This is a genomic window from Amycolatopsis arida (assembly GCF_900115565.1).
GTDB classification, from domain to species: domain Bacteria; phylum Actinomycetota; class Actinomycetes; order Mycobacteriales; family Pseudonocardiaceae; genus Yuhushiella; species Yuhushiella arida.
This window is the reverse complement of the sequence record NZ_FOWW01000005.1, coordinates 140,281-157,784: the sequence shown is the minus strand read 5'-3', so window position 1 is coordinate 157,784 and position 17,504 is coordinate 140,281. Positions and strand designations below refer to the sequence as shown.

The following is a 17,504-nucleotide window of genomic DNA, read 5'->3' as shown; positions in this document are numbered from 1 at the left end:
CTCACGTCCCGCCGCGTCCGCCCCTGGCCAGCCGCAGCACCCGGCCGGCCGCCCTGCGGGCCAGCTCGCGCGGTCCCCCTTCGGCCAGGTACTCACGCACCAGCGCGAGGTCCCTGCGGAGCAGCCGCACCCCGCGCACCGGCTCCTCGGCGGTGAGGTCGCCGGCGCCGGGCAACCGGTCGGCGGCCGGCCGCGGGTCGCGGCAGAACTCCACCAGCGGCGCCAGCACCCGCGGCCAGGTGAACCGCCGCGCCACCGCCTCGATCCGTGCCCGGCAGGCCGCGGCGAACTCGGCGTCGTAGAGCACCCGCTCCAGCGCGGCGGCGAGCGCGTCCGGATCCTCCGCCGGCACCACCACACCGAGCTCCTCGGTGCGGACCAGGTCGGCGAGCGCGTCGCCGTCGGTGGTGACGATCGGCAGCCCGGCCCACAGGTAGTCCAGCACCCGCGTGCGGAACGCGAACGTGGTCTCCACGTGCGAGAAGTGCGTGGTGACCCCGCAGTCGGCTTCGAGCAGCCAGTTCTGCCGCTCGTCGTAGGGCACCCACTGCTCGTTGAAGAACACGTGCTTGCCGGTGAGCCCGAGCGAGTCGGCCAGCCGCATCGTCCTGGTGCCGATGTCCATCTCGGCCACCTCCGGGTTGGGGTGGCGCATGCCGAGGAACACCAGCCGCAGGTCGCCGCGCCGCCGGCGCAGCGCGTCGACCGCGCGGACCAGGGTCAGCGGGTCGAACCAGCTGTACACGCCGCCCGCCCAGAGCACCACGTGGTCGGTGTCGGCGATGCCGGGCAGCGTGGCGCGCAGCCCGGGCCCGGTGCGCCGCGGCGGCTGCGCCGGCAGGCCGAACGGCACCACCGCGAGCAGCGAGCGGGTGGTCGGGTCGGCGTCGTAGAGCCGGGGGGAGAGCCGGCCGAGCGCGGCGAGGTGGCCGAGCCAGAGGTGTCGCTGCCGCTCGGAGGCGCACAGGAAGAAGTCGCCGCGCTCCAGCTGCGCGTCGAGCACCTTGGTGACCCCGGCGAGGTCGGCGGCCCTCCGGTCGTCCGGGGTGTCCCTGCTCTGCTCGAGCAGCTCCAGGTGCATCGGGTCGTACAGGTCGCAGACGACGATCTTGTGCGCGTGCTCGCGCTTGAGCGCCGGCGCCATCTCCAGGACGTGGCCCTGCAGGATCACGATGTCGGCCCAGGTGATCGGCTCGGCCAGGTCGCGGCGGCGGGCGGCGCCGACCGGGAACGGCGCCGGTGGCGGGTCGGCCAGCGGGTTCACCGTCACCAGCCGCACGTCGTGCTCGCCGGCCAGCACCGAGGCGATGTTCCACGCCCGGATCGCTGGGCCGGCCATCCGCTCGGTGATGGCGTCGCCGGTGAGCACCAGCACCCTGCGCCGCCGCCCGAAGTCGCGATCGAGGCCGAACGCCTCGACGAGGACGTCGTGCGCGGCGAGGTAGCGCGGCAGCGGGTACGCCGGCTCGAGCGCCTTGCGCAGCAGCGGCACCAGATCGGCGTCGGTGCGGACGCGCGCGGCCTGCTCGACCGCGCGGGCCTCGGCCAGCTCCGGCAACAGCTCCACGAACTGGTCGATGGCCAGCAGCCCGGCCAGCGCGGGCCGGGGCACCGGCACGGGGTCGGTCTCCGGGGCGGTCGCCTTCCGGAGGTCCAGATGGGTGGGGTCCAGCTCGCCGCGGGCGGTGGCCCTGCGCACGGCGAGCGCGAGCGCGGCCGGCAGCGCGCGGGCCAGCGTCTCGTCGGCGAGGTTCTTGTACAGCGCGGCCAACGCGTTGCGTTCCAGCAGGAACGTCTCCCTGCCGGTGTCCGCGGTGTCGACCCGCGCCATGGTGGCGTGGTGCCGGTGGAAGGCGACCGACTCCGGCACGTATCGCACCCGCCAGCCGCGCAGGTTCAGCCGCCAGCCGAGGTCCACGTCCTCGTAGAACATGAAGAACCGCTCGTCGAAGCCGCCGAGCTCGGCGAACACCGCGGCCCGCACGAACAGCGCCGACCCGGTGCCGAACAGCACGTCCTTGGCGATCTCGTGCTCGGCCGCCGGCAGGTCGGCCAGCGGCGTGCCGGCGTGCCGCTTGTAGCCCATGCCGAACCAGGTGAGCCCGGCGTCGACGAAGTCGGCGGCCTCGCCCGCCCAGTCGACCACCTTGCTGGCCACCGCGGCGACCGTCGGGTCGGCTCGCAGCTCGGCCACCGCGGCGCTGGCCCACTCCGGGTGCGGGCGGGCGTCGTTGTTCAGGAAGGCCAGCACGGTGCCGCGGGCGTGCCGGGCGCCGAGGTTGCAGCCGCCGGCGAAGCCGAGGTTCTCGCCCGCCTCCACCAGCTCCACCTCGGGGACCGCGGCGCGGATCCGGCGCGCGTCGTCACCGCCAGGGGTGTTGTCCACGCAACTCAGCTGCACGTTCGGGTAGGCGAGCTCGTCGCGGAGCGCGCGCAGGCAGGTGATCGTGTCCTCGGCGCCGCGGAAGTTCACCACGATCACCGACACCAGCGGCCGTGCGGTCTCCCCCTGGACCAACCCGTGCTCCTTCCCGCGCACTCCCGAGCGCCGTCCACCCTCGAGCGCCGTTCGAGACGTGCAGCCTAGCGGCCGGCCCAGGTCCGCCAGACCGCGCGTCGACCCGCCGTGGCCCGCCGGCCGATGGCTCGCCGCTGCCGCAGGGACGCCGGAAGCCTGCCCAGCACCTCGACCAGCACCCGGCAGCGCAACCCGACCCGGAAGTTGGCCGCGTCCGGCACCGCCCGGCGCGGTGTCCGGGGCAGTGTCCGACGCAGTGGCAGTGCGGCGGTGATGGCGGCGAACCGGGCCAGCTCGCGCAGCGCCACCTCGGCCGGCGCGCAGCGCAGCAGCATGAGCAGCCGGTTGCGCTCGTTCCAGCGGTGGAAGCCGGTCGAGCCGGGCCGGGTGGACGCGCCGTGCAGGTGCCGCACCCGCGCCGCCGGCGCCAGGACGACCCGGTGTCCGGCCAGCCGCAGCCGCCACGCGGTGTCGGTGTCCTCGTAGTAGCAGAAGAACGCGGCCGGAACCCCGCCGACGGCCCGCAGCACGTCGGTGCGCAGCAGCGCCGCCCCACCGCAGAACCCGAACGGCTCCGGGTTCCCGGCGGTGCCGGACGCAGCCTCAGGGAGAGGGAACGCTTGGGTGGTGTTGGTTGCCGCCTCGGCGGGAGGGAGTGCTTCGGCGGTGTTGGTTGCCGCCTCAGCGGTAGGGAGTGCTTCGGCGGTGTTGGATGCCGCCTCAGCGGGAGGGAGTGCTTCGGCGGTGTTGGATGCCGCCTCAGCGGTAGGGAGTGCTTCGGCGGTGATGTCCGCGCCGTGGCCGTCGCGGGTGAGCCGCACGCCGGCGGACTGCATCGTGCCGTCCGGGTGCTCCAGCCGGGAGGCCACCGCCGCCACCCCCGGCCGCAGCGCGTTCTCCAGCGCGGCCAGCCACCCGGGCGCCGGCGCCGCGTCGTCGTTCAGCCACGCCAGATACGGGGTGTCCACACGGGCCAGTGCCGCGGCCAGCGCGCCGGCGTAGCCCACGTTGCGGTCCAGCCGCAGCACGGTCGGGGCGCTGGGGTGCGCGGCCAGCAGCGCGGCGGTGCCGTCCCGCGACGCGTTGTCCACCACCAGCGTGGCGTGCGGCCGGTCCTGGGCGGCCAGCGCGTCCAGGCAGGCGGTGACGTGGTCGGCGCCGCGCCAGGTCACGACCACGACGGTGGTGGAGACGGCCCCGGGCACGGCGAGCAGCCTACTGGGCCGGCAGTCACCCGGGACCGAACGGCACGGCGCACAATGGCCCGCGTGCCGGAACTCGTGGTGATCGCCGAGCAGCTCCTGGCGCCGGTGCCCGGCGGCACCGGCCGCTACACCGCCGAGCTGCTCCGCGCGCTGGCCGTGACCGCGCCACCGGGCTGGACGGTCGCGAGCGCCGTCGCCCGCAGGGCCGATGTCGAGCCGGCCCGGATCCCCGGCGTGCGCGGGCCGCGGATGCTGCCGCTGCCGCCCCGCGCGCTGGTCGCCGCGTGGCAGGCCGGCCTGCCGCTGTGGCCGGGCGGCGACGCCGTGCACGCGCCCACCCCGCTGGCCCCGCCGCGCCCCGCCCGCGCCCGGTGGGGCGGGCAGTGGGGCAGGCAGTGGGGCAGGCAGTGGGGCAGGCACAGTCTCGCCGTCACCGTGCACGACACCGTGCCGTGGACCCACCCGGAGACGCTGACCCGGCGTGGGGCGGCCTGGCACCGCGCGATGGTCACTCGCGCCACCCGGCGGGCCGGCGCCGTGGTGGTGCCCACCAGGGCGGTGGCCGACGACCTGGCTCGGCACGCCCCCGGACCGGTGCCGGTGCACGTGATCGGGCACGGCGTCGCCGACCTGCCGGCGCCCGAGCCGCCCCCGGAGCCGCTGCCCGACCGGTACGTCCTGTTCGTCGGCACCCTCGAGCCACGCAAGGGGGTCGACGTGCTCGTCGACGCGGTGAGCCGGCTCGATGGCGTTGCGCTGGTGCTGGCCGGCCAGCCCGGCTGGGGCGGGCTCGACCCGGTGGCGCTGGCCGCCGAGCACGGGCTGGCCGACCTGCGGGTGCTCGGCGGGGTGCCCGACGCGGTGCTGGCCCACGTGCTGCGCGGGGCGAGCGTGCTGGCGGTGCCCAGCCTCGCCGAGGGGTTCGGCCTCCCGCTGCTGGAGGCGATGGCGTGCGGGGTGCCGGTGGTGCACTCGGACGCGCCGGCGCTGGTCGAGGTGGCCGGCGGCGCGGGGGTGGTGGTGCCCCGGCGGGACCCGGCCGCGCTGGCCGGCGCGCTGCGGGCGGTGCTCGGCTCGCCCGAGTTGGCCGGACGGCTGGTCACCGCGGGGCGGGCACGGGCCGCGGAGTTCTCCTGGCGCGGCGCGGCCGAGCGGATTTGGGCCCTGCACCAGTTTGCCGGTTCCCGACCCTCGTGAACCCGATCGGTCGTACCCTGCTCGGGTGGCAGCCGAACCACACGTGCTGATCGACGCGACCGCCGTGCCGGCGGACCGCGGCGGCGTCGGCCGCTACGTGGACTCCCTGGTGGCCGCGCTCGACCAGGACGGCGCGCCGCCGACGGTCGTCTGCCAGCCGCGGGACGCGCAGCTGTACGGCCGGCTGGCGCCGCGCTCCCGGGTGCTGCCGACCGCGCAGTCCACCGCGACCCGCACCGCCCGGCTGACCTGGGAGCAGACCACGCTGCCGATGCTGGTCCGCCGGCTCGGCGTGGACGTCGTGCACTCGCCGCACTACACCATGCCGCTGGCCAGCCCCGCCGCCTCGGTGGTCACCCTGCACGACGGGACGTTCTTCACCGACGCCGTGCTGCACGCCGGGGTGAAGGCGCGGTTCTTCCGGGCCTGGACGGTCACCGCGCTGCGCAGGGCCACACTGTGCGTCGTACCCAGCGCCGCGACCGCGCGGGAGCTGGGCAGGGTCACCAGGACCGACCCGGCCCGGCTGGAGGTCATCCACCACGGCGTGGACACCGAACGGTTCCACCCGCCGGCGCCGGAGGAGGTGCGGGCCGCCCGCGCCGCGGTCGGCCTCGGCGACACCCCGTACGTGGCGTTCCTCGGCGCGCTCGAGCCTCGGAAGAACGTGCCGGCGCTGATCCGCGGCTTCGCCAAGGCGGTCGCCGGCCGGCCGGACCCGCCGGCGCTGGTGCTCGCCGGGCAGCCGGGGTGGGACACGCAGGTGGAGAGGGCGCTCGACGCCGTGCCGCACCGGCTGCGGGTGATCCGCGCCGGGTATCTGCCGTTCGACACGCTCGCCGGGTTCCTCGGCGGGGCCGAGCTGGTGGCCTACCCGAGCCTCGGGGAGGGGTTCGGCCTCCCGGTGCTGGAGGCGATGGCGTGCGGGGCGTGCGTGCTCACCACCCGGCGGCTGTCGCTGCCCGAGGTCGGCGGCGACGCGGTGGCCTACTGCGGGGTGGGCGCCGGCGACGTGGCCGCCGCGCTGGCCGAGCTGCTCGCCGACCCTTCCCGGCGGGCGGTGCTGGCGTCGGCCGCGCAGCGCAGGGCGAAGGAGTTCTCCTGGGCCACCAGTGCCGAGCGGCACCGGGAGGCGTACGCGAAGGCGTGGGCGGCCCATCGGCGGCGCGCGCGGTGAGGGCGGGCACAATGGCGGCGTGACCGAGCCGACACTTGAGAAGACCTACGGTGACGACGTCGCCGTGGTGGTCGTCACCTACTTCCCCGGCGAGACGCTGGACCGGTTCCTGGACACTCTGGAGAAGGCCACGACCCGGGACGTGCCGGTGGTGCTGGCCGACAACGAGTCGGCCGACGGCGCGCCCGAGCGGGCCGCCGAGCGCCCCGGGGTGCGGCTGGTGCGGATGGGGGAGAACGTCGGCTACGGCACGGCGGCCAACCGCGGGGTGGCGACGCTCGGCGACGAGGTCGGCTGGGTGGTGGTGGCCAACCCGGACCTGGAGTGGCAGCCGGGGTCGCTCGACGCGCTGCTGGACGTGACGCGGGGCTGGCCGCGGGGAGGTGCGTTCGGGCCGCTGATCAGGGAGGCCGACGGCGCGGTGTACCCGTCGGCGCGGCTGGTGCCGTCGCTGGGCAGGGGGATCGGGCACGCGGTGCTCGGCAAGGTGTGGCCGGGCAACCCGTGGACGCGGGCGTACCGGCAGGACCGGGCGGAGCCGGTGGAGCGCATCGCCGGCTGGCTGTCCGGGTCGTGCCTGCTGCTGCGCCGGGCCGCGTTCGACTCGGTGGGTGGCTTCGACCCGCGCTACTTCATGTACTTCGAGGACGTCGACCTCGGCGACCGGCTGGCGAAGGCGGGCTGGCTGAACGTGTACGCGCCCTCGGCCGAGGTGATGCACCTCGGCGGGAAGGCCACCTCCCGCGCGCCGGCGAAGATGCTTGCCGTGCACCACGAGAGCGCGTACCGCTTCCTCGCCGACCGGCACCGGGGGCCGCTGTGGAAGCCGGTGCTGCTCGCCATCCGCGCCGGGCTGGCGCTGCGGCTGAAGCTCGCCACCCGCGGTCAGTGAGCCTGCCCGGCCGCTTCGGTTTCGGTGAGGTGCGCCGGTGTTTCGGCGTCGTGGTGCCGAGGCGAGCCGGTTGCCTGGTGGGGCCGTGCCAGACTGGCGGGCATGACCAACACTGACTGGGAGCGGCGGGTCGCGCTGCTGTGGGACTCGTTCGACGAGCGGAGTCCCGTGGATTTCCTCCGGGAGATGGAGAAGCTCGTCGCCGAGGTGCCGGAGGACGACCCGGTCGGCCTGTACGAGCACGGGTCGGCGTTCGACTCCACGGACCAGCCGGACCAGGCCGTCGAGCGGTACCGGCGGGCGCTGGCCAATGGGCTGTCGGGGTCGCTGCGCCGGCAGGCGGTGATCCAGCTCGCCAGCTCGCTGCGCAACCTCGGGCAGGCCGAGGAGAGCGTGCGGCTGCTCACCGAGGAGCTGGACCGCGGCTCGGACGAGCTGGACGATGCCGTGCGTGCGTTCCTGGCGCTGGCGCTGACCAGCGCCGGCAGGGAGCGGGAGGCGGTGTCGGTCGCGCTGACCGCGCTGGTCCCGCACCTGCCGCGCTACCAGCGCTCGCTCACCGACTACGCCCGCGAACTGGGCTGAGCACAGTGGACGAGTTGCGCGTCAAGGGGCCGGATCTCGGCTGAGCGCGCACGGGGGAAGGTACTGGGGAAGGCGTCCCCGCCCACGCCTCCCCCGGTACGGGGCTCAGCTGCCGAAGCAGAAGCCCTGGTTGGTGCCGAAGCTCCAGCACTGGATGGTGCGGTGGGTGGTTGCGGTGTTGCCATCGTTGTCGGTGACGGTGAGGGTCGCGGTGTAGTTGGTGGTGTGGCCGAGGTAGGTGTGCCTGGTGGTGGCTCCGGTGCCGGTGGTGCCGTCGCCGAAGTCCCAGGTGTAGGAGGTGATGCCGCCGTCGGGGTCGGAGGACCCGGAGCCGTCGAAGGTGCAGGTCAGCGAATCGTCGGAGCAGGAAGCGGTGAACTGGGCGACCGGGTCGCCCGGTGGCTGGGAACCATCGTTCGGCACGTACAGCAGCTTGTTGGGGGTGTCGCCGGAAAGCCCGGACAGCTTGCCGGTGCTCGCGTTGTCCATGACCCACGAATGCAACTGCGCCGGGCTGCTGCTCGGAGCGTCGTGCAACCGCAGCGCCATCGCGCCGGCCACGTGCGGTGCGGCCATCGAGGTGCCGCTCAGGGTGCCGTAGGAGGAGTCGCTGCTGCGGTAGGCCGAGTTGATGTCCGTGCCGGGGGCGAACAGGTCCATGCAGCGCCCGTGGTTGGAGTCGAAGCGCCGGGTGTCGTTGCTGGTCGAGTTCCCGACCTGGAGCGCGGAAGGGACCTGGCCGCCCGGCCCGTGGTCGCAGGCGTCACGGCCGTTGTTCCCGGTGATCAACGACCACTGGATGCCGGATGAGATCGAGTTGCTGATGGCCTCGGCCGCGATGTCCGGATCGTCGGTGTAGACGCTGAGATTGGCCACCGCCGGCTTCTCCGCGTTCTTGGTGATCCACTCGGCCGCCTCGATCACGTCGACGTCCTTGCCGAAGCCGTCGCAGCCGAGGACACGAACGGAGACGAGGTCGACCGCCTTGGCGACCCCACGGGTCTCCCCGCCGACGATCCCGGAGACGTGCGTACCGTGGTTGTTGCAGTCATTGCCCTGGTTGGGGTTGTCGTGCAGGTCCACACGAAGGAGGCCCGGCCGCCGAACTCCTGGTGGCTGTAGCGGATGCCGGTGTCCACGATGTAGGCCGTCACGCCCTCCCCGTCATTGGGATAGGTGAAACTGTCGTCCAGGGGTCGGTCCCGCTGGTCGATGCGGTCCAGACCCCAGTTCCGGGGATTCGGCTGGGTGCCACCAGTACCACCGATCCCGGCACGGCCGCTCTGCCGCACCTCGGCCACCCTGGGGTCGGCGGCGAGCCGGCGAGCCTGCCGCTTCGGCAGGTCCGCCACCACGTAGCCCCGCATGGTCGCGGTGAGGACGGCGTCCAGTGTGCCCCCGTACTCCTGGGCAAGGGAGCGTGCGGCTCGTTCCGTGCCCGCGGCCGACTGCGCGGCCTGGCTGCTCGCGGCCAGGGTGACCAGGTAGGTTCCCTCGACCGGGTGCTCGACGTTGCTGACGACCGGTTGTTCGGGTTGCGCCGCGGCGGCGGTCACCGTCTGCGTGAGCGCGAGTCCCGCACTCGCCACCACGGCGAGCGCGGATGCGCAGGCGCGCGATCTCCACTTTCTCAACTTCGCCTCCTGTGGTCGGGATTGCCACGGAGGAAGGTAAGTCGGTGGAACGCTGGCCGAACAGACTCGTTAAATCGGTTCGCGAATTCGGTCCGGCAATACTGTTAAGTTGCCACTCAATTCACCAGACCGGCGTCGGGCCAGCTCCACCGCATGCCGACGATCCCGGCAGGCAGGTCCCATTCGGCGACCAGTGCGGTGTTCGACCCGCCGATCCACAGCTCGCGCCCGCCGTCTTCGGGCGCGGTCACCGTGCGCCGCTCGTACCGACGGCACCGCGCGGGGACGGCACCCGGCTCGAAGCGTACCTGGAGGACGTACTCCTTCACCGGTTCGGGGACGCGGTGGTCGTAGTTCACCATTGGCGCGCCAGGGGAGAAGTGCCACTCGTACTCCAGCAGCGCGGGCTCCCCGGCGTCCAGCATCCGGTCCAGGATCAGCTCGGCCGCGATCAGGCCCACCGGCCGGTCGACCTGGGCCCGTCCCACTCGGCAGTACCGGACACCGGACAGCGCGGGCGGGTTCGCGGGGTCCTCGTGCGCCCAGTACAGCACCCCGCAGCTGGACACCCTGTCCACGTTGGCCCGGACGAGCTCGCGCAGGTGGACCGAACGCGCGCGCCGCTCACCGTCGATCGTGATGGTGACCTGGGCGCTGATCCTGCTCAGTACGCTGCGTGGGGGAGCGCCCACCGCGTTCAGCAGCTCGATCGGGCGGGTGTCGTCCCAGAGCATGCCCACGTCCAGGCTGCCCGGGGTGTGCCCGATCCAGCGTCCACGCGGCCTGCGCGGGCCGAGCAAGGAGACCAGGGAGTCGGCGGGGAGTTCGAGTACCTGCTCGAGCAGCCGAACGGCGTGTATCGAGCCGGGGCGCTCGGGCCTGCTGCGACCACGCCGCCAGTAACTGAGCGTCGGCACGCTGACCCTGGCTCCGTGCTCGGCCAGCCAGACCTGTAGCTGGTCGAGGGTGAACCCGCTGGCCTCGATCGCGAGATGCAGTGCGGCGGGGAACGGCCCCGTCCGCAACGCCTGGCGTAGCTCGGAGTGCACGCGCTCGCCGGGGTCACCGGCAGCCGTTCGAGTCGACATGGCGCCTCCCGCCCGCAGGATACGGTTTCTCCTTTCCCTCTTAACTGGTGGCACCCCTGTTTTCTCCGATGGCAGGGGGAGCGTTTCGACGCATGATTAGGTGTACGTATTTTTGGCGAGCGACTTGACAGGCTCCGGTTCGTTCCGGGGCCGGACTGGCATCGCTGTGAGCTTCCCCGCCGGAGTCGGTGGGGGCTGTGCCAAGGGGCGCCTCACGACCAACCGGGGCGACCGGGGTCAGCCGAAGCCGACCTCAACCGGGGCGGTCCGGGGTCGACCGAAGTCGGCTCGAGCCGGGGTCGCGGTGGTTGGTGTCACAGTCCTTCGAGGCGGCGGGACAGCTCGGACTGGCCCGAGCGGGTCTTGATCGTCGGGATGAGGCCGTCGACCTCCTGCTCCTCGACCTCGGTGAGCGGCTCGCCCGCTCCCCCCGCGCCGCCGGGCGCGGGTCGGCTGCTCGGCGCCGGCATCCGGTCGGTGGTGTCGGAGGCCTCGATCACCGACGACGGCAGCTTCGTGGTGGTGTCCGGGTCCTGCCCGCGGTCGATCTCGGTGACCACGGATCTCGGGATCTGCTGCGTGTTCACGGCATCCATCGGCGACGTCATGTTGTCCGGCGTCACCACACCCCCGCGCGCGCGTGCGCGGGAGAGCAGCACGTCGGCTCGCTCGCGGGGGTCCATGCCCTCGCCTCCCGTACCTCACCCGAGGCCCTCTCCGACCGGGGCCGCAGCCGTAATGTCTAGGGTATGCCCTCCGGGCGGCAACCGTCAGTGTTTCCCGCGGTCTGTCGCCTGTTCCGCGCAATGATCATCGCAGGGAGGGGTCGCGAGCCGTGAAGGTGTCCGGGGGAGCTGTCGACGCCGTCGTCCTCGTCGGTGGCAAGGGAACGCGGCTGCGGCCGCTGACGTTGTCGGCGCCGAAGCCGATGCTGCCGACCGCCGGCGTGCCGTTCCTCAGCCACCTCCTCTCCCGGCTCCGCGCCGCCGGCATCACGCACGTCGTGCTCGGCACCTCCTACCGAGCCGAGGTCTTCGAGGAGTTCTTCGGCGACGGCGCGGCCCTCGGGCTGGAGCTGGAGTACGTCGTCGAGGAGGAGCCGCTGGACACCGGCGGCGCCATCCGCAACGTCCACGAGCGACTCCGCGCCGACGACGTGGTGGTGTGCAACGGCGACATCCTCTCCGGCGCCGACCTCGGCGCGCTCGTCGCGGCGCACCGCACGGCGGCCGCCGACGTCACCCTGCACCTGCAGCGGGTGGCCGACCCCAGCCGGTTCGGCTCGGTGCCCACCGACGGCACGGGCCGCGTCACGGCCTTCCTGGAGAAGACCCCGAACCCGCCGACCGACCAGATCAACGCCGGCTGCTACATCTTCCGCCGCTCGGTCATCGAGTCCATCCCCGCCGGCCGCCGCGTCTCGGTCGAGCGTGAGACCTTCCCCGGACTGCTCGCCGCCGGCGCGCACCTGCACGGCTTCGTCGACACCTCCTACTGGCTCGACGTCGGTACCCCGGACGCCTTCGTCCGCGGCTCGGCCGACCTGGTGCGCGGCGTCGCGCCCACCGCCGCCCTGCCCGGCGCGTGCGGCGACGCCCTGCTGCTCGCCGGCGCCACGGTCGCCGACGGCGCCACGGTGACCGGGGGCGCGACGGTCGGCGCCGGCGCGGTCGTCGGCGCGGGCGCGCGCGTCGACGGGTCGGTACTGTTCGACGACGTGGAGATCGGCGAGGACGCGGTGGTGGAGCACTCGGTGCTCGGCCGCGGCGCGCGGGTCGGGGCCGGCACCGTGCTGCGCGGCGTGGTGCTCGGCGACGGCGCCCGGATCGGCGCCCGCTGCGAGCTGCTGGCCGGCGCCAGGGTGTGGCCGGGCGCCGAGCTTTCCGACGGCGCGGTGCGGTTCTCCAGTGATGCCTGAGCTGCGCCGCCGCTGGCGCCCACCGTTCCCGCTGGACCTGCCGGCGGTGCTGGCGCCGCTGCAGCGCGGCAAGGGTGACCCCGCGGTGCGCCGGGACGCGGACGGCCTGGCGTGGCTGGCCGGCAACACCCCGGACGGGCCCGGCACCCTCGCGCTGCGCCGGGCCGACGGCGAGGTGGAGGCGGCGGCGTGGGGCGACGGGGCCGCGTTCCTGCTCGACCGGCTGCCGGCGCTGCTGGGCGCCGGTGACGACGACACGGGTTTCGTCGCGCACCACGACGTGGTGGCCAGGGTGCGGTGGCGGATGCCGGGGCTGCGGATCGGCGCGTCCGGCCGGGTCTGGGACGCGCTCGTGCCCGCCGTGCTGGAGCAGAAGGTCACCGGCGTGGAGGCCCGCCGCTCGTGGCGCGAGCTGTGCCGGTGGTTCGGCGAGCCGGCGCCGGGCCCGGCCCCGGCCGGGCTGCGGGTGCCACCCACCCCGGCCGCCATCCGCTCCGTTGTGGACTGGGATTGGCACCGCGCCGGGGTCGACCTGAAGCGGCGGACCACGCTGGTCGCGGCGGCGCGGGTGGCGCGCCGGCTCGAGCGGGCCGCCGAGCTCGGCGGCACCGCGGGCCGGCGGCTGCTCCGCCAGGTGCCCGGCGTCGGGGTGTGGACCGCGGCCGAGGTCGCGCAGCGGGCGTGGGGCGATCCCGACGCGGTGAGCGTCGGCGACTTCCACATCCCGGCGATCGTGGGGCACGCGCTGGTCGGCAGCGCGCTGGACGACGCCGGGATGCTGGCGGAGCTGGCGCCGTACGCGCCGCAGCGGCAGCGGGTGGTGCGGTACCTGGAGGCGGCCGGCTTCACCCGCCCCCGGTTCGGGCCGCGGTACCCGGTGCGCGACTACCGCGCGGTCTGACCCTCCCCGGCCTCCAGCCGGCGGAACGCCCCGACCAGCTGGGCCTCCGCGACGTCGAGGTACTCCTCCAGCCGTCGCTCGGCCTCGGCCAGCGCACCGCGGGTGAGCAGCCCGGTGATCTCCCGGTTTCGGTCGAGGTAGGGGGCGTGGAACTCCTCCGGCCTGGCCATCACGTGGAACGCCAGTCGCAGCTCGGCGAGCAGCTGGCGCATGATCTCGTCCACCCGCTGGCTGCCGGCCAGCCCGGCGATGGCCTGGTGGAAGCGCATGTTCGCGGTGCCGACGTCCAGCCAGCGGCGCTCGGCGGCGGCCCGCTCGCCGGCGGTCACCGCGGCGTCCACCGCCGCGATCCGTGCCGCGCCGGCGTCCCCGGCCCCACGCAGCGCGGCGGTCTCCAGCATGCGCCGGATCCGGTACAGGTCGGCCACGTCGTCCGCGGTCAGCACCCGGACGAACACGCCGCGGTGGAACTCGTGCACCAGCAGCCGCTCGTGCACCAACAGCCGGAACGCCTCGCGCAGGGTGTTGCGGGAGACGGCCAGCGCGCGCCCCGCGCTCTCCTCGGACAGCCGGGTGCCCGGCCGGAGCAGGCCCTCGACGATGCGCTGCCGCAGCACGTCGGCCACCCGCTCGGCGGTGCTGGTGCGGTCGAGCAGTGCGCGGTCACCCGCGAGCAGGTCCACCCACGGGTCGGTGGCGGTCATCGGGCTCCTGACGTCACGAGGCTTCCACAATGATCGTAGCGACAAGGTTCCACAAGGGTATTGCCGGATTGTTCAACAACTCGGTACCGTTCCTGGCCAACGGAAGAGGGGAGTCCCCCATGGCCGACCAGACCACCACCGGCACGGCACTCCGGCGCGGAACGCTGCTCGGCGCGGTGTTCCTGATGGCCACCAGCGCCATCGGTCCCGGCTTCATCACCCAGACCACCCAGTTCACCATCAGGCTCGGCGCCGCCTTCGCCTTCGCGATCCTGCTGTCGATCCTGATCGACATCGCCGTGCAGCTGAACGTCTGGCGGATCATCGGCGTCTCCGGGCTGCGCGCGCAGGACCTCGGCAACCGGGTGCTGCCCGGCCTCGGCTACGTCATGGCGGCGCTGGTGGTGTTCGGCGGGCTGGTGTTCAACATCGGCAACGTCGCTGGCACCTCACTCGGGTTGGACGCGCTGCTCGGGCTCGACGTGAAGGTCGGCGGCGCGCTCTCCGCGCTGGTGGCCGTCGCGATCTTCCTGAGCCGGCGGGCGGGGGTGGCGATGGACCGCTTGGTGGTGGTGCTCGGCGTGCTGATGATCGGGATGACGCTGTACGTCGCGGCCACCTCCGCCCCGCCGCTGGGTACGGCGCTGCGCCAGTCGGTGTGGCCGGACACCATCGACTTCCTGGCGATCACCACCCTGATCGGCGGCACCGTGGGCGGCTACATCACCTACGCCGGCGCGCACCGGCTGGTCGACGCCGGCATCACCGGGCCGGCGGAGGTCGCTCGGGTCAGCCGCGGCTCGGTGACCGCGCTGCTGGTCACCGGGGTCATGCGGATCGTGCTGTTCCTCGCGGTGCTCGGCGTGGTCGCCGGCGGCGTCGCGCTGGCCGCGGACAACCCGACGGCGGACGCGTTCCGGCACGCCGCGGGCGAGGTCGGGCTGCGGCTGTTCGGGATGATCCTGTGGGCCGCGGCGATCACCTCGGTGCTCGGCGCGTCGTACACGTCGGTGTCGTTCCTCGTGACGTTCTCCCCGGCGCTGGCCCGGCGGCGGAACTGGCTGGTGATCGGGTTCATCGCGCTGTCCACCGGGATCTTCCTGCTGCTGAACCAGGCGCCGGCGACGCTGCTGGTGCTGGCCGGCGCGCTGAACGGGCTGATCCTGCCGGTCGGGTTCGGCGTGCTGCTGTGGGTCGCCGCGCGGCGGCGGGACCTGCTCGGCGGCTACCGCTACCCGCGCTGGCTGCTCGGCGTCGGGGTGCTGGCCTGGCTGCTGACGCTGTACCTGGGGTGGAACTCGCTGAGTGGCATCGCCGCGCTGTGGAGGTGAAGGTGGAGCCGATGGATCTCAACGCGGACCTGGCCGAGGGGTTCGGCCGGTGGGAGCTGGGCGACGACGCGGCGCTGCTGCGGATCGTCACCAGCGCCAACGTCGCGTGCGGTTTCCACGCCGGTGATCCGGGGGTGATTCGGCGGGCGTGCGAGCTGGCCGTGGCCGGCGGGGTCGCGGTCGGGGCGCAGGTGGGCTACCGGGACCTGGCCGGGTTCGGCCGGCGGTTCGTCGACGTGGCGCCGGCGGAGCTGACGGACGACGTGCTGTACCAGGTCGGCGCGCTGGCCGGGCTGGCGCGGGTGGCCGGCACCTCGGTGACCTACGTGAAGCCGCACGGCGCGCTGTACAACGCGATCGTGCACCACGAGGAGCAGGCCGGCGCGGTGGTGCGCGCGGTGCGCGAGTACGACCCGGGGTTGGCGGTGCTCGGCCTGCCCGGGTCGGCGTGGCTGCGGCTGGCCGAGGGCGCGGGGCTGCGGACGGTGCGGGAGGCGTTCGCCGACCGGGCCTACACGCCGGAGGGCACGCTGGTGTCCCGGCGCGAGCCCGGCGCCGTGCTGCACGACCCGGAGGAAATCGCGCTGCGGTGCGTGCGGCTGGCGGCGGGCGAGCCGATCGAGGCGGTGGACGGCAGCCGAATCGTGGTGCGTGCCGAGTCGATCTGCGTACACGGCGACAGCCCCGGCGCGGTGGCGATCGCCACGGCGGTGCGGGACCGGCTGCGCGCCGAGGGCATCCCGCTGGCGCCCTTCGCCCCACCACCGTCGGGGTGAGGAGGCGAGGGCACCCCGTGATCACCGAGTCAGGCCAACCAGACCACCACGAGGATGTCCACCCTGCGCTGCTCTTCCAGGATCAGGTACACGATGTCGCCCTCATCATGGGGCCCGAAGGTCAGGGCGCGCATGGGACTGTTCGGTCGATGCCGGTGGTAGGGCGCGCCGTTCCACGGTGCCAGCTCGAGTGCGGTGCGGGCCTCCGCGAACGGGGCCAGCGCCGACGAGGGGAGGGCGTCGATCTGTTGCCGGGACTGCTCGTCGGTGGTGACGTCGTAGACCCGCTACAGGCCCAGCCTGGCCTTGGTCCGCCGCAGCGGCTCGTCGGCGGGAACGTCCGCACCCGTCAGCCGCTCCGCGGCGCGCCGGTACATGCCACGGTGGGCCTCCGTTCCGCGGGCGGTGGTCAACCGGGCCACCCGGCGCCAGGACTCCAGCGTTTCCAGCACCTCGGACAGGTCGAGTGTCTCGGTGGCCCTGGCCATCACGGCACGCCACTGCTGGTCGAACTCCGCCGCCTCCTCGGGGATCAGCGCGGCACGGATCTCGGCGGGGGACGCACCGCCGAACGGCGTTCCCGCGTGGCGCCGAGGATCGGGGGAGCTCTGCGCTGTCATACCCGAGACCATAGCCGCGCACGCCCATCTCGGCACCTCGGTGTCGGGTGTCGGATCGTGTCGGGGCGGGACGAGTCGCGCGAAGGGCTGGGGCCGTGAGCGAGGTGTCGAGCACAGCTGGCCGGCGGGCGGAGGACCCATGGTCGCCGGAGGAGGCGCGGACCCGGTTCCGGGCGGGGTGGCGGGTGCCGACCGCCGGGTTGTGTCCGGGGTGGACACAGGCCAACCTGCTGTGCCTGCCCCGCGAGTACGCCTACGACTTCCTGCTCTTCGCGCAGCGCAACCCGAGGGCGTGCCCGGTGCTGGACGTGACCGAGCCGGGGGAGACCGCCGCCGCGCTGTTCGCCGGGGACCTGCGCACCGACCTGCCGGCCTACCGGGTGTACCGGGACGGCGAGCTGGTCGCCGAGGTCGACGAGGTCACCGCGCACTGGCGCGCCGACCTGGTGTCGTTCCTCGTCGGCTGCAGCTTCACCTTCGAGGCCGCCCTGCTCGCCGTGGGGGTGCCGGTGCGGCACCTCGAGGTGGGCCGCAACGTGCCGATGTACCGGACGGACCGGGAGTGCCGGCCGGCCGGGCGGCTGGCCGGACCGCTGGTGGTGTCGATGCGGCCGGTCCCGGCGGAGCTGGTGCCGACCGCGGCCCGGGTCACCGCCCGCTACCCGGCCGTGCACGGGGCGCCGGTGCACGTCGGCGAGCCCGCGCGGCTCGGGATCGCCGACCTCGACCGGCCCGACTTCGGCGACCCGGTGCCGGTGCGCCCCGGGGAGCTCCCGGTGTTTTGGGCCTGCGGGGTGACGCCCCAGGCCGCGGTGATGCGGTCGAGGCCGCCGTTCGCGATCGCCCACGCGCCGGGGCACATGGCCGTCACGGACGCGCGGGACGCGGAGTTCCAGTTGCCCTGAGTGAACGGGTTAGCCCGTTTGGCCCAATACTTTGCTGGCTGTACGACGGGCAC

16 protein-coding genes are annotated in these 17,504 nt (G+C 74.0%); 9 read left to right on the top strand and 7 right to left on the bottom strand.

Going from position 1 to position 17,504, the window contains the following annotated elements; all coding sequences use genetic code 11:
* Position 1: 1 nt before the first annotated feature.
* Together BM051_RS16430 and BM051_RS16425 are read right to left on the bottom strand one after the other, a co-directional pair.
* Positions 2–2,518 carry a glycosyltransferase gene (locus BM051_RS16430; protein WP_092531258.1) on the bottom strand — a complete coding sequence of 839 codons (2,517 nt, stop codon included), beginning with the start codon at positions 2,516–2,518 and terminating at the stop codon, positions 2–4.
* 65 nt (positions 2,519–2,583) lie between these two features.
* Positions 2,584–3,723 (bottom strand): glycosyltransferase family 2 protein, encoded by a 1,140-nt coding sequence (locus BM051_RS16425; RefSeq protein WP_341770809.1) that lies wholly within the window; start codon positions 3,721–3,723, stop codon positions 2,584–2,586.
* A gap of 63 nt (positions 3,724–3,786) precedes the next feature.
* On the opposite strand from BM051_RS16425, the gene BM051_RS16420 reads away from it, so the two are divergent.
* From BM051_RS16420 to BM051_RS16405, 4 genes are all read left to right on the top strand, one after another.
* Positions 3,787–4,920: a glycosyltransferase family 4 protein gene (locus BM051_RS16420; RefSeq protein WP_092531256.1), complete on the top strand. Its 1,134-nt coding sequence runs from the start codon at positions 3,787–3,789 to the stop codon at positions 4,918–4,920.
* 43 nt (positions 4,921–4,963) lie between these two features.
* On the top strand, positions 4,964–6,097 hold the full coding sequence (locus tag BM051_RS16415) for a glycosyltransferase family 4 protein (protein WP_092531037.1): 1,134 nt from the start codon (positions 4,964–4,966) through the stop codon (positions 6,095–6,097).
* Positions 6,098–6,116: 19 nt separating this feature from the next.
* The gene (locus BM051_RS16410) at positions 6,117–6,989 is read left to right on the top strand and encodes a glycosyltransferase family 2 protein (protein ID WP_177216948.1); all 873 of its coding nucleotides are present in this window, start codon (positions 6,117–6,119) and stop codon (positions 6,987–6,989) included.
* Positions 6,990–7,091: 102 nt separating this feature from the next.
* On the top strand, positions 7,092–7,574 hold the full coding sequence (locus BM051_RS16405) for a tetratricopeptide repeat protein (protein ID WP_092531036.1): 483 nt from the start codon (positions 7,092–7,094) through the stop codon (positions 7,572–7,574).
* Positions 7,575–7,679: 105 nt separating this feature from the next.
* On the opposite strand, the gene BM051_RS16400 is transcribed toward BM051_RS16405, so the two are convergent.
* From BM051_RS16400 to BM051_RS16390, 3 genes are all read right to left on the bottom strand, one after another.
* Entirely contained in the window at positions 7,680–8,657 is a 978-nt protein-coding gene (locus BM051_RS16400) for a S8 family serine peptidase (RefSeq protein ID WP_092531035.1), read from the bottom strand.
* 667 nt (positions 8,658–9,324) lie between these two features.
* Positions 9,325–10,296 carry a hypothetical protein gene (locus BM051_RS16395; RefSeq protein WP_092531034.1) on the bottom strand — a complete coding sequence of 324 codons (972 nt, stop codon included), beginning with the start codon at positions 10,294–10,296 and terminating at the stop codon, positions 9,325–9,327.
* Between the two features lie 314 nt (positions 10,297–10,610).
* A complete protein-coding gene (locus BM051_RS16390; RefSeq protein ID WP_092531033.1) occupies positions 10,611–10,979 on the bottom strand; it encodes a hypothetical protein in 369 nt (122 codons plus the stop codon).
* Positions 10,980–11,131: 152 nt separating this feature from the next.
* On the opposite strand from BM051_RS16390, the gene manB reads away from it, so the two are divergent.
* Positions 11,132–12,214: a mannose-1-phosphate guanylyltransferase gene (gene manB, locus BM051_RS16385; RefSeq protein WP_424923283.1), complete on the top strand. Its 1,083-nt coding sequence runs from the start codon at positions 11,132–11,134 to the stop codon at positions 12,212–12,214.
* A complete protein-coding gene (locus BM051_RS16380; RefSeq protein ID WP_092531032.1) occupies positions 12,207–13,115 on the top strand; it encodes a DNA-3-methyladenine glycosylase family protein in 909 nt (302 codons plus the stop codon). Before manB ends, BM051_RS16380 begins: the two co-directional genes overlap by 8 nt.
* On the opposite strand, the gene BM051_RS16375 is transcribed toward BM051_RS16380, so the two are convergent.
* Positions 13,100–13,819, bottom strand: a complete 720-nt coding sequence (locus BM051_RS16375; protein WP_092531031.1) for a GntR family transcriptional regulator — start codon at positions 13,817–13,819, stop codon at positions 13,100–13,102. The genes BM051_RS16380 and BM051_RS16375 overlap by 16 nt on opposite strands.
* 119 nt (positions 13,820–13,938) lie before the next feature.
* Here BM051_RS16375 and BM051_RS16370 point away from each other — a divergent pair, with 119 nt between their 5' ends.
* Positions 13,939–15,150: an NRAMP family divalent metal transporter gene (locus BM051_RS16370; protein WP_092531030.1), complete on the top strand. Its 1,212-nt coding sequence runs from the start codon at positions 13,939–13,941 to the stop codon at positions 15,148–15,150.
* Between the two features lie 11 nt (positions 15,151–15,161).
* Positions 15,162–15,926, top strand: a complete 765-nt coding sequence (locus tag BM051_RS16365; RefSeq protein WP_092531253.1) for a LamB/YcsF family protein — start codon at positions 15,162–15,164, stop codon at positions 15,924–15,926.
* Between the two features lie 287 nt (positions 15,927–16,213).
* On the opposite strand, the gene BM051_RS16360 is transcribed toward BM051_RS16365, so the two are convergent.
* The gene (locus BM051_RS16360; protein ID WP_092531029.1) at positions 16,214–16,546 is read right to left on the bottom strand and encodes a DUF6247 family protein; all 333 of its coding nucleotides are present in this window, start codon (positions 16,544–16,546) and stop codon (positions 16,214–16,216) included.
* A 104-nt stretch (positions 16,547–16,650) separates the two neighbouring features.
* On the opposite strand from BM051_RS16360, the gene BM051_RS16355 reads away from it, so the two are divergent.
* Positions 16,651–17,451 (top strand): putative hydro-lyase, encoded by an 801-nt coding sequence (locus BM051_RS16355; protein ID WP_092531252.1) that lies wholly within the window; start codon positions 16,651–16,653, stop codon positions 17,449–17,451.
* Positions 17,452–17,504 lie beyond the last annotated feature (53 nt).

What these genes read in the sequence shown, in the direction of transcription:
- BM051_RS16405 (WP_092531036.1), top strand. Translation starts at nt 7,092, where the DNA reads ATGACCAACACTGACTGGGAGCGGCGGGTCGCGCTGCTGTGGGACTCG.
- BM051_RS16395 (WP_092531034.1), bottom strand. Translation starts at nt 10,296, where the DNA reads ATGTCGACTCGAACGGCTGCCGGTGACCCCGGCGAGCGCGTGCACTCC.
- BM051_RS16375 (WP_092531031.1), bottom strand. Translation starts at nt 13,819, where the DNA reads ATGACCGCCACCGACCCGTGGGTGGACCTGCTCGCGGGTGACCGCGCA.
- BM051_RS16360 (WP_092531029.1), bottom strand. Translation starts at nt 16,546, where the DNA reads ATGACAGCGCAGAGCTCCCCCGATCCTCGGCGCCACGCGGGAACGCCG.
- BM051_RS16390 (WP_092531033.1), bottom strand. Translation starts at nt 10,979, where the DNA reads ATGGACCCCCGCGAGCGAGCCGACGTGCTGCTCTCCCGCGCACGCGCG.
- BM051_RS16365 (WP_092531253.1), top strand. Translation starts at nt 15,162, where the DNA reads ATGGATCTCAACGCGGACCTGGCCGAGGGGTTCGGCCGGTGGGAGCTG.
- BM051_RS16380 (WP_092531032.1), top strand. Translation starts at nt 12,207, where the DNA reads ATGCCTGAGCTGCGCCGCCGCTGGCGCCCACCGTTCCCGCTGGACCTG.
- BM051_RS16370 (WP_092531030.1), top strand. Translation starts at nt 13,939, where the DNA reads ATGGCCGACCAGACCACCACCGGCACGGCACTCCGGCGCGGAACGCTG.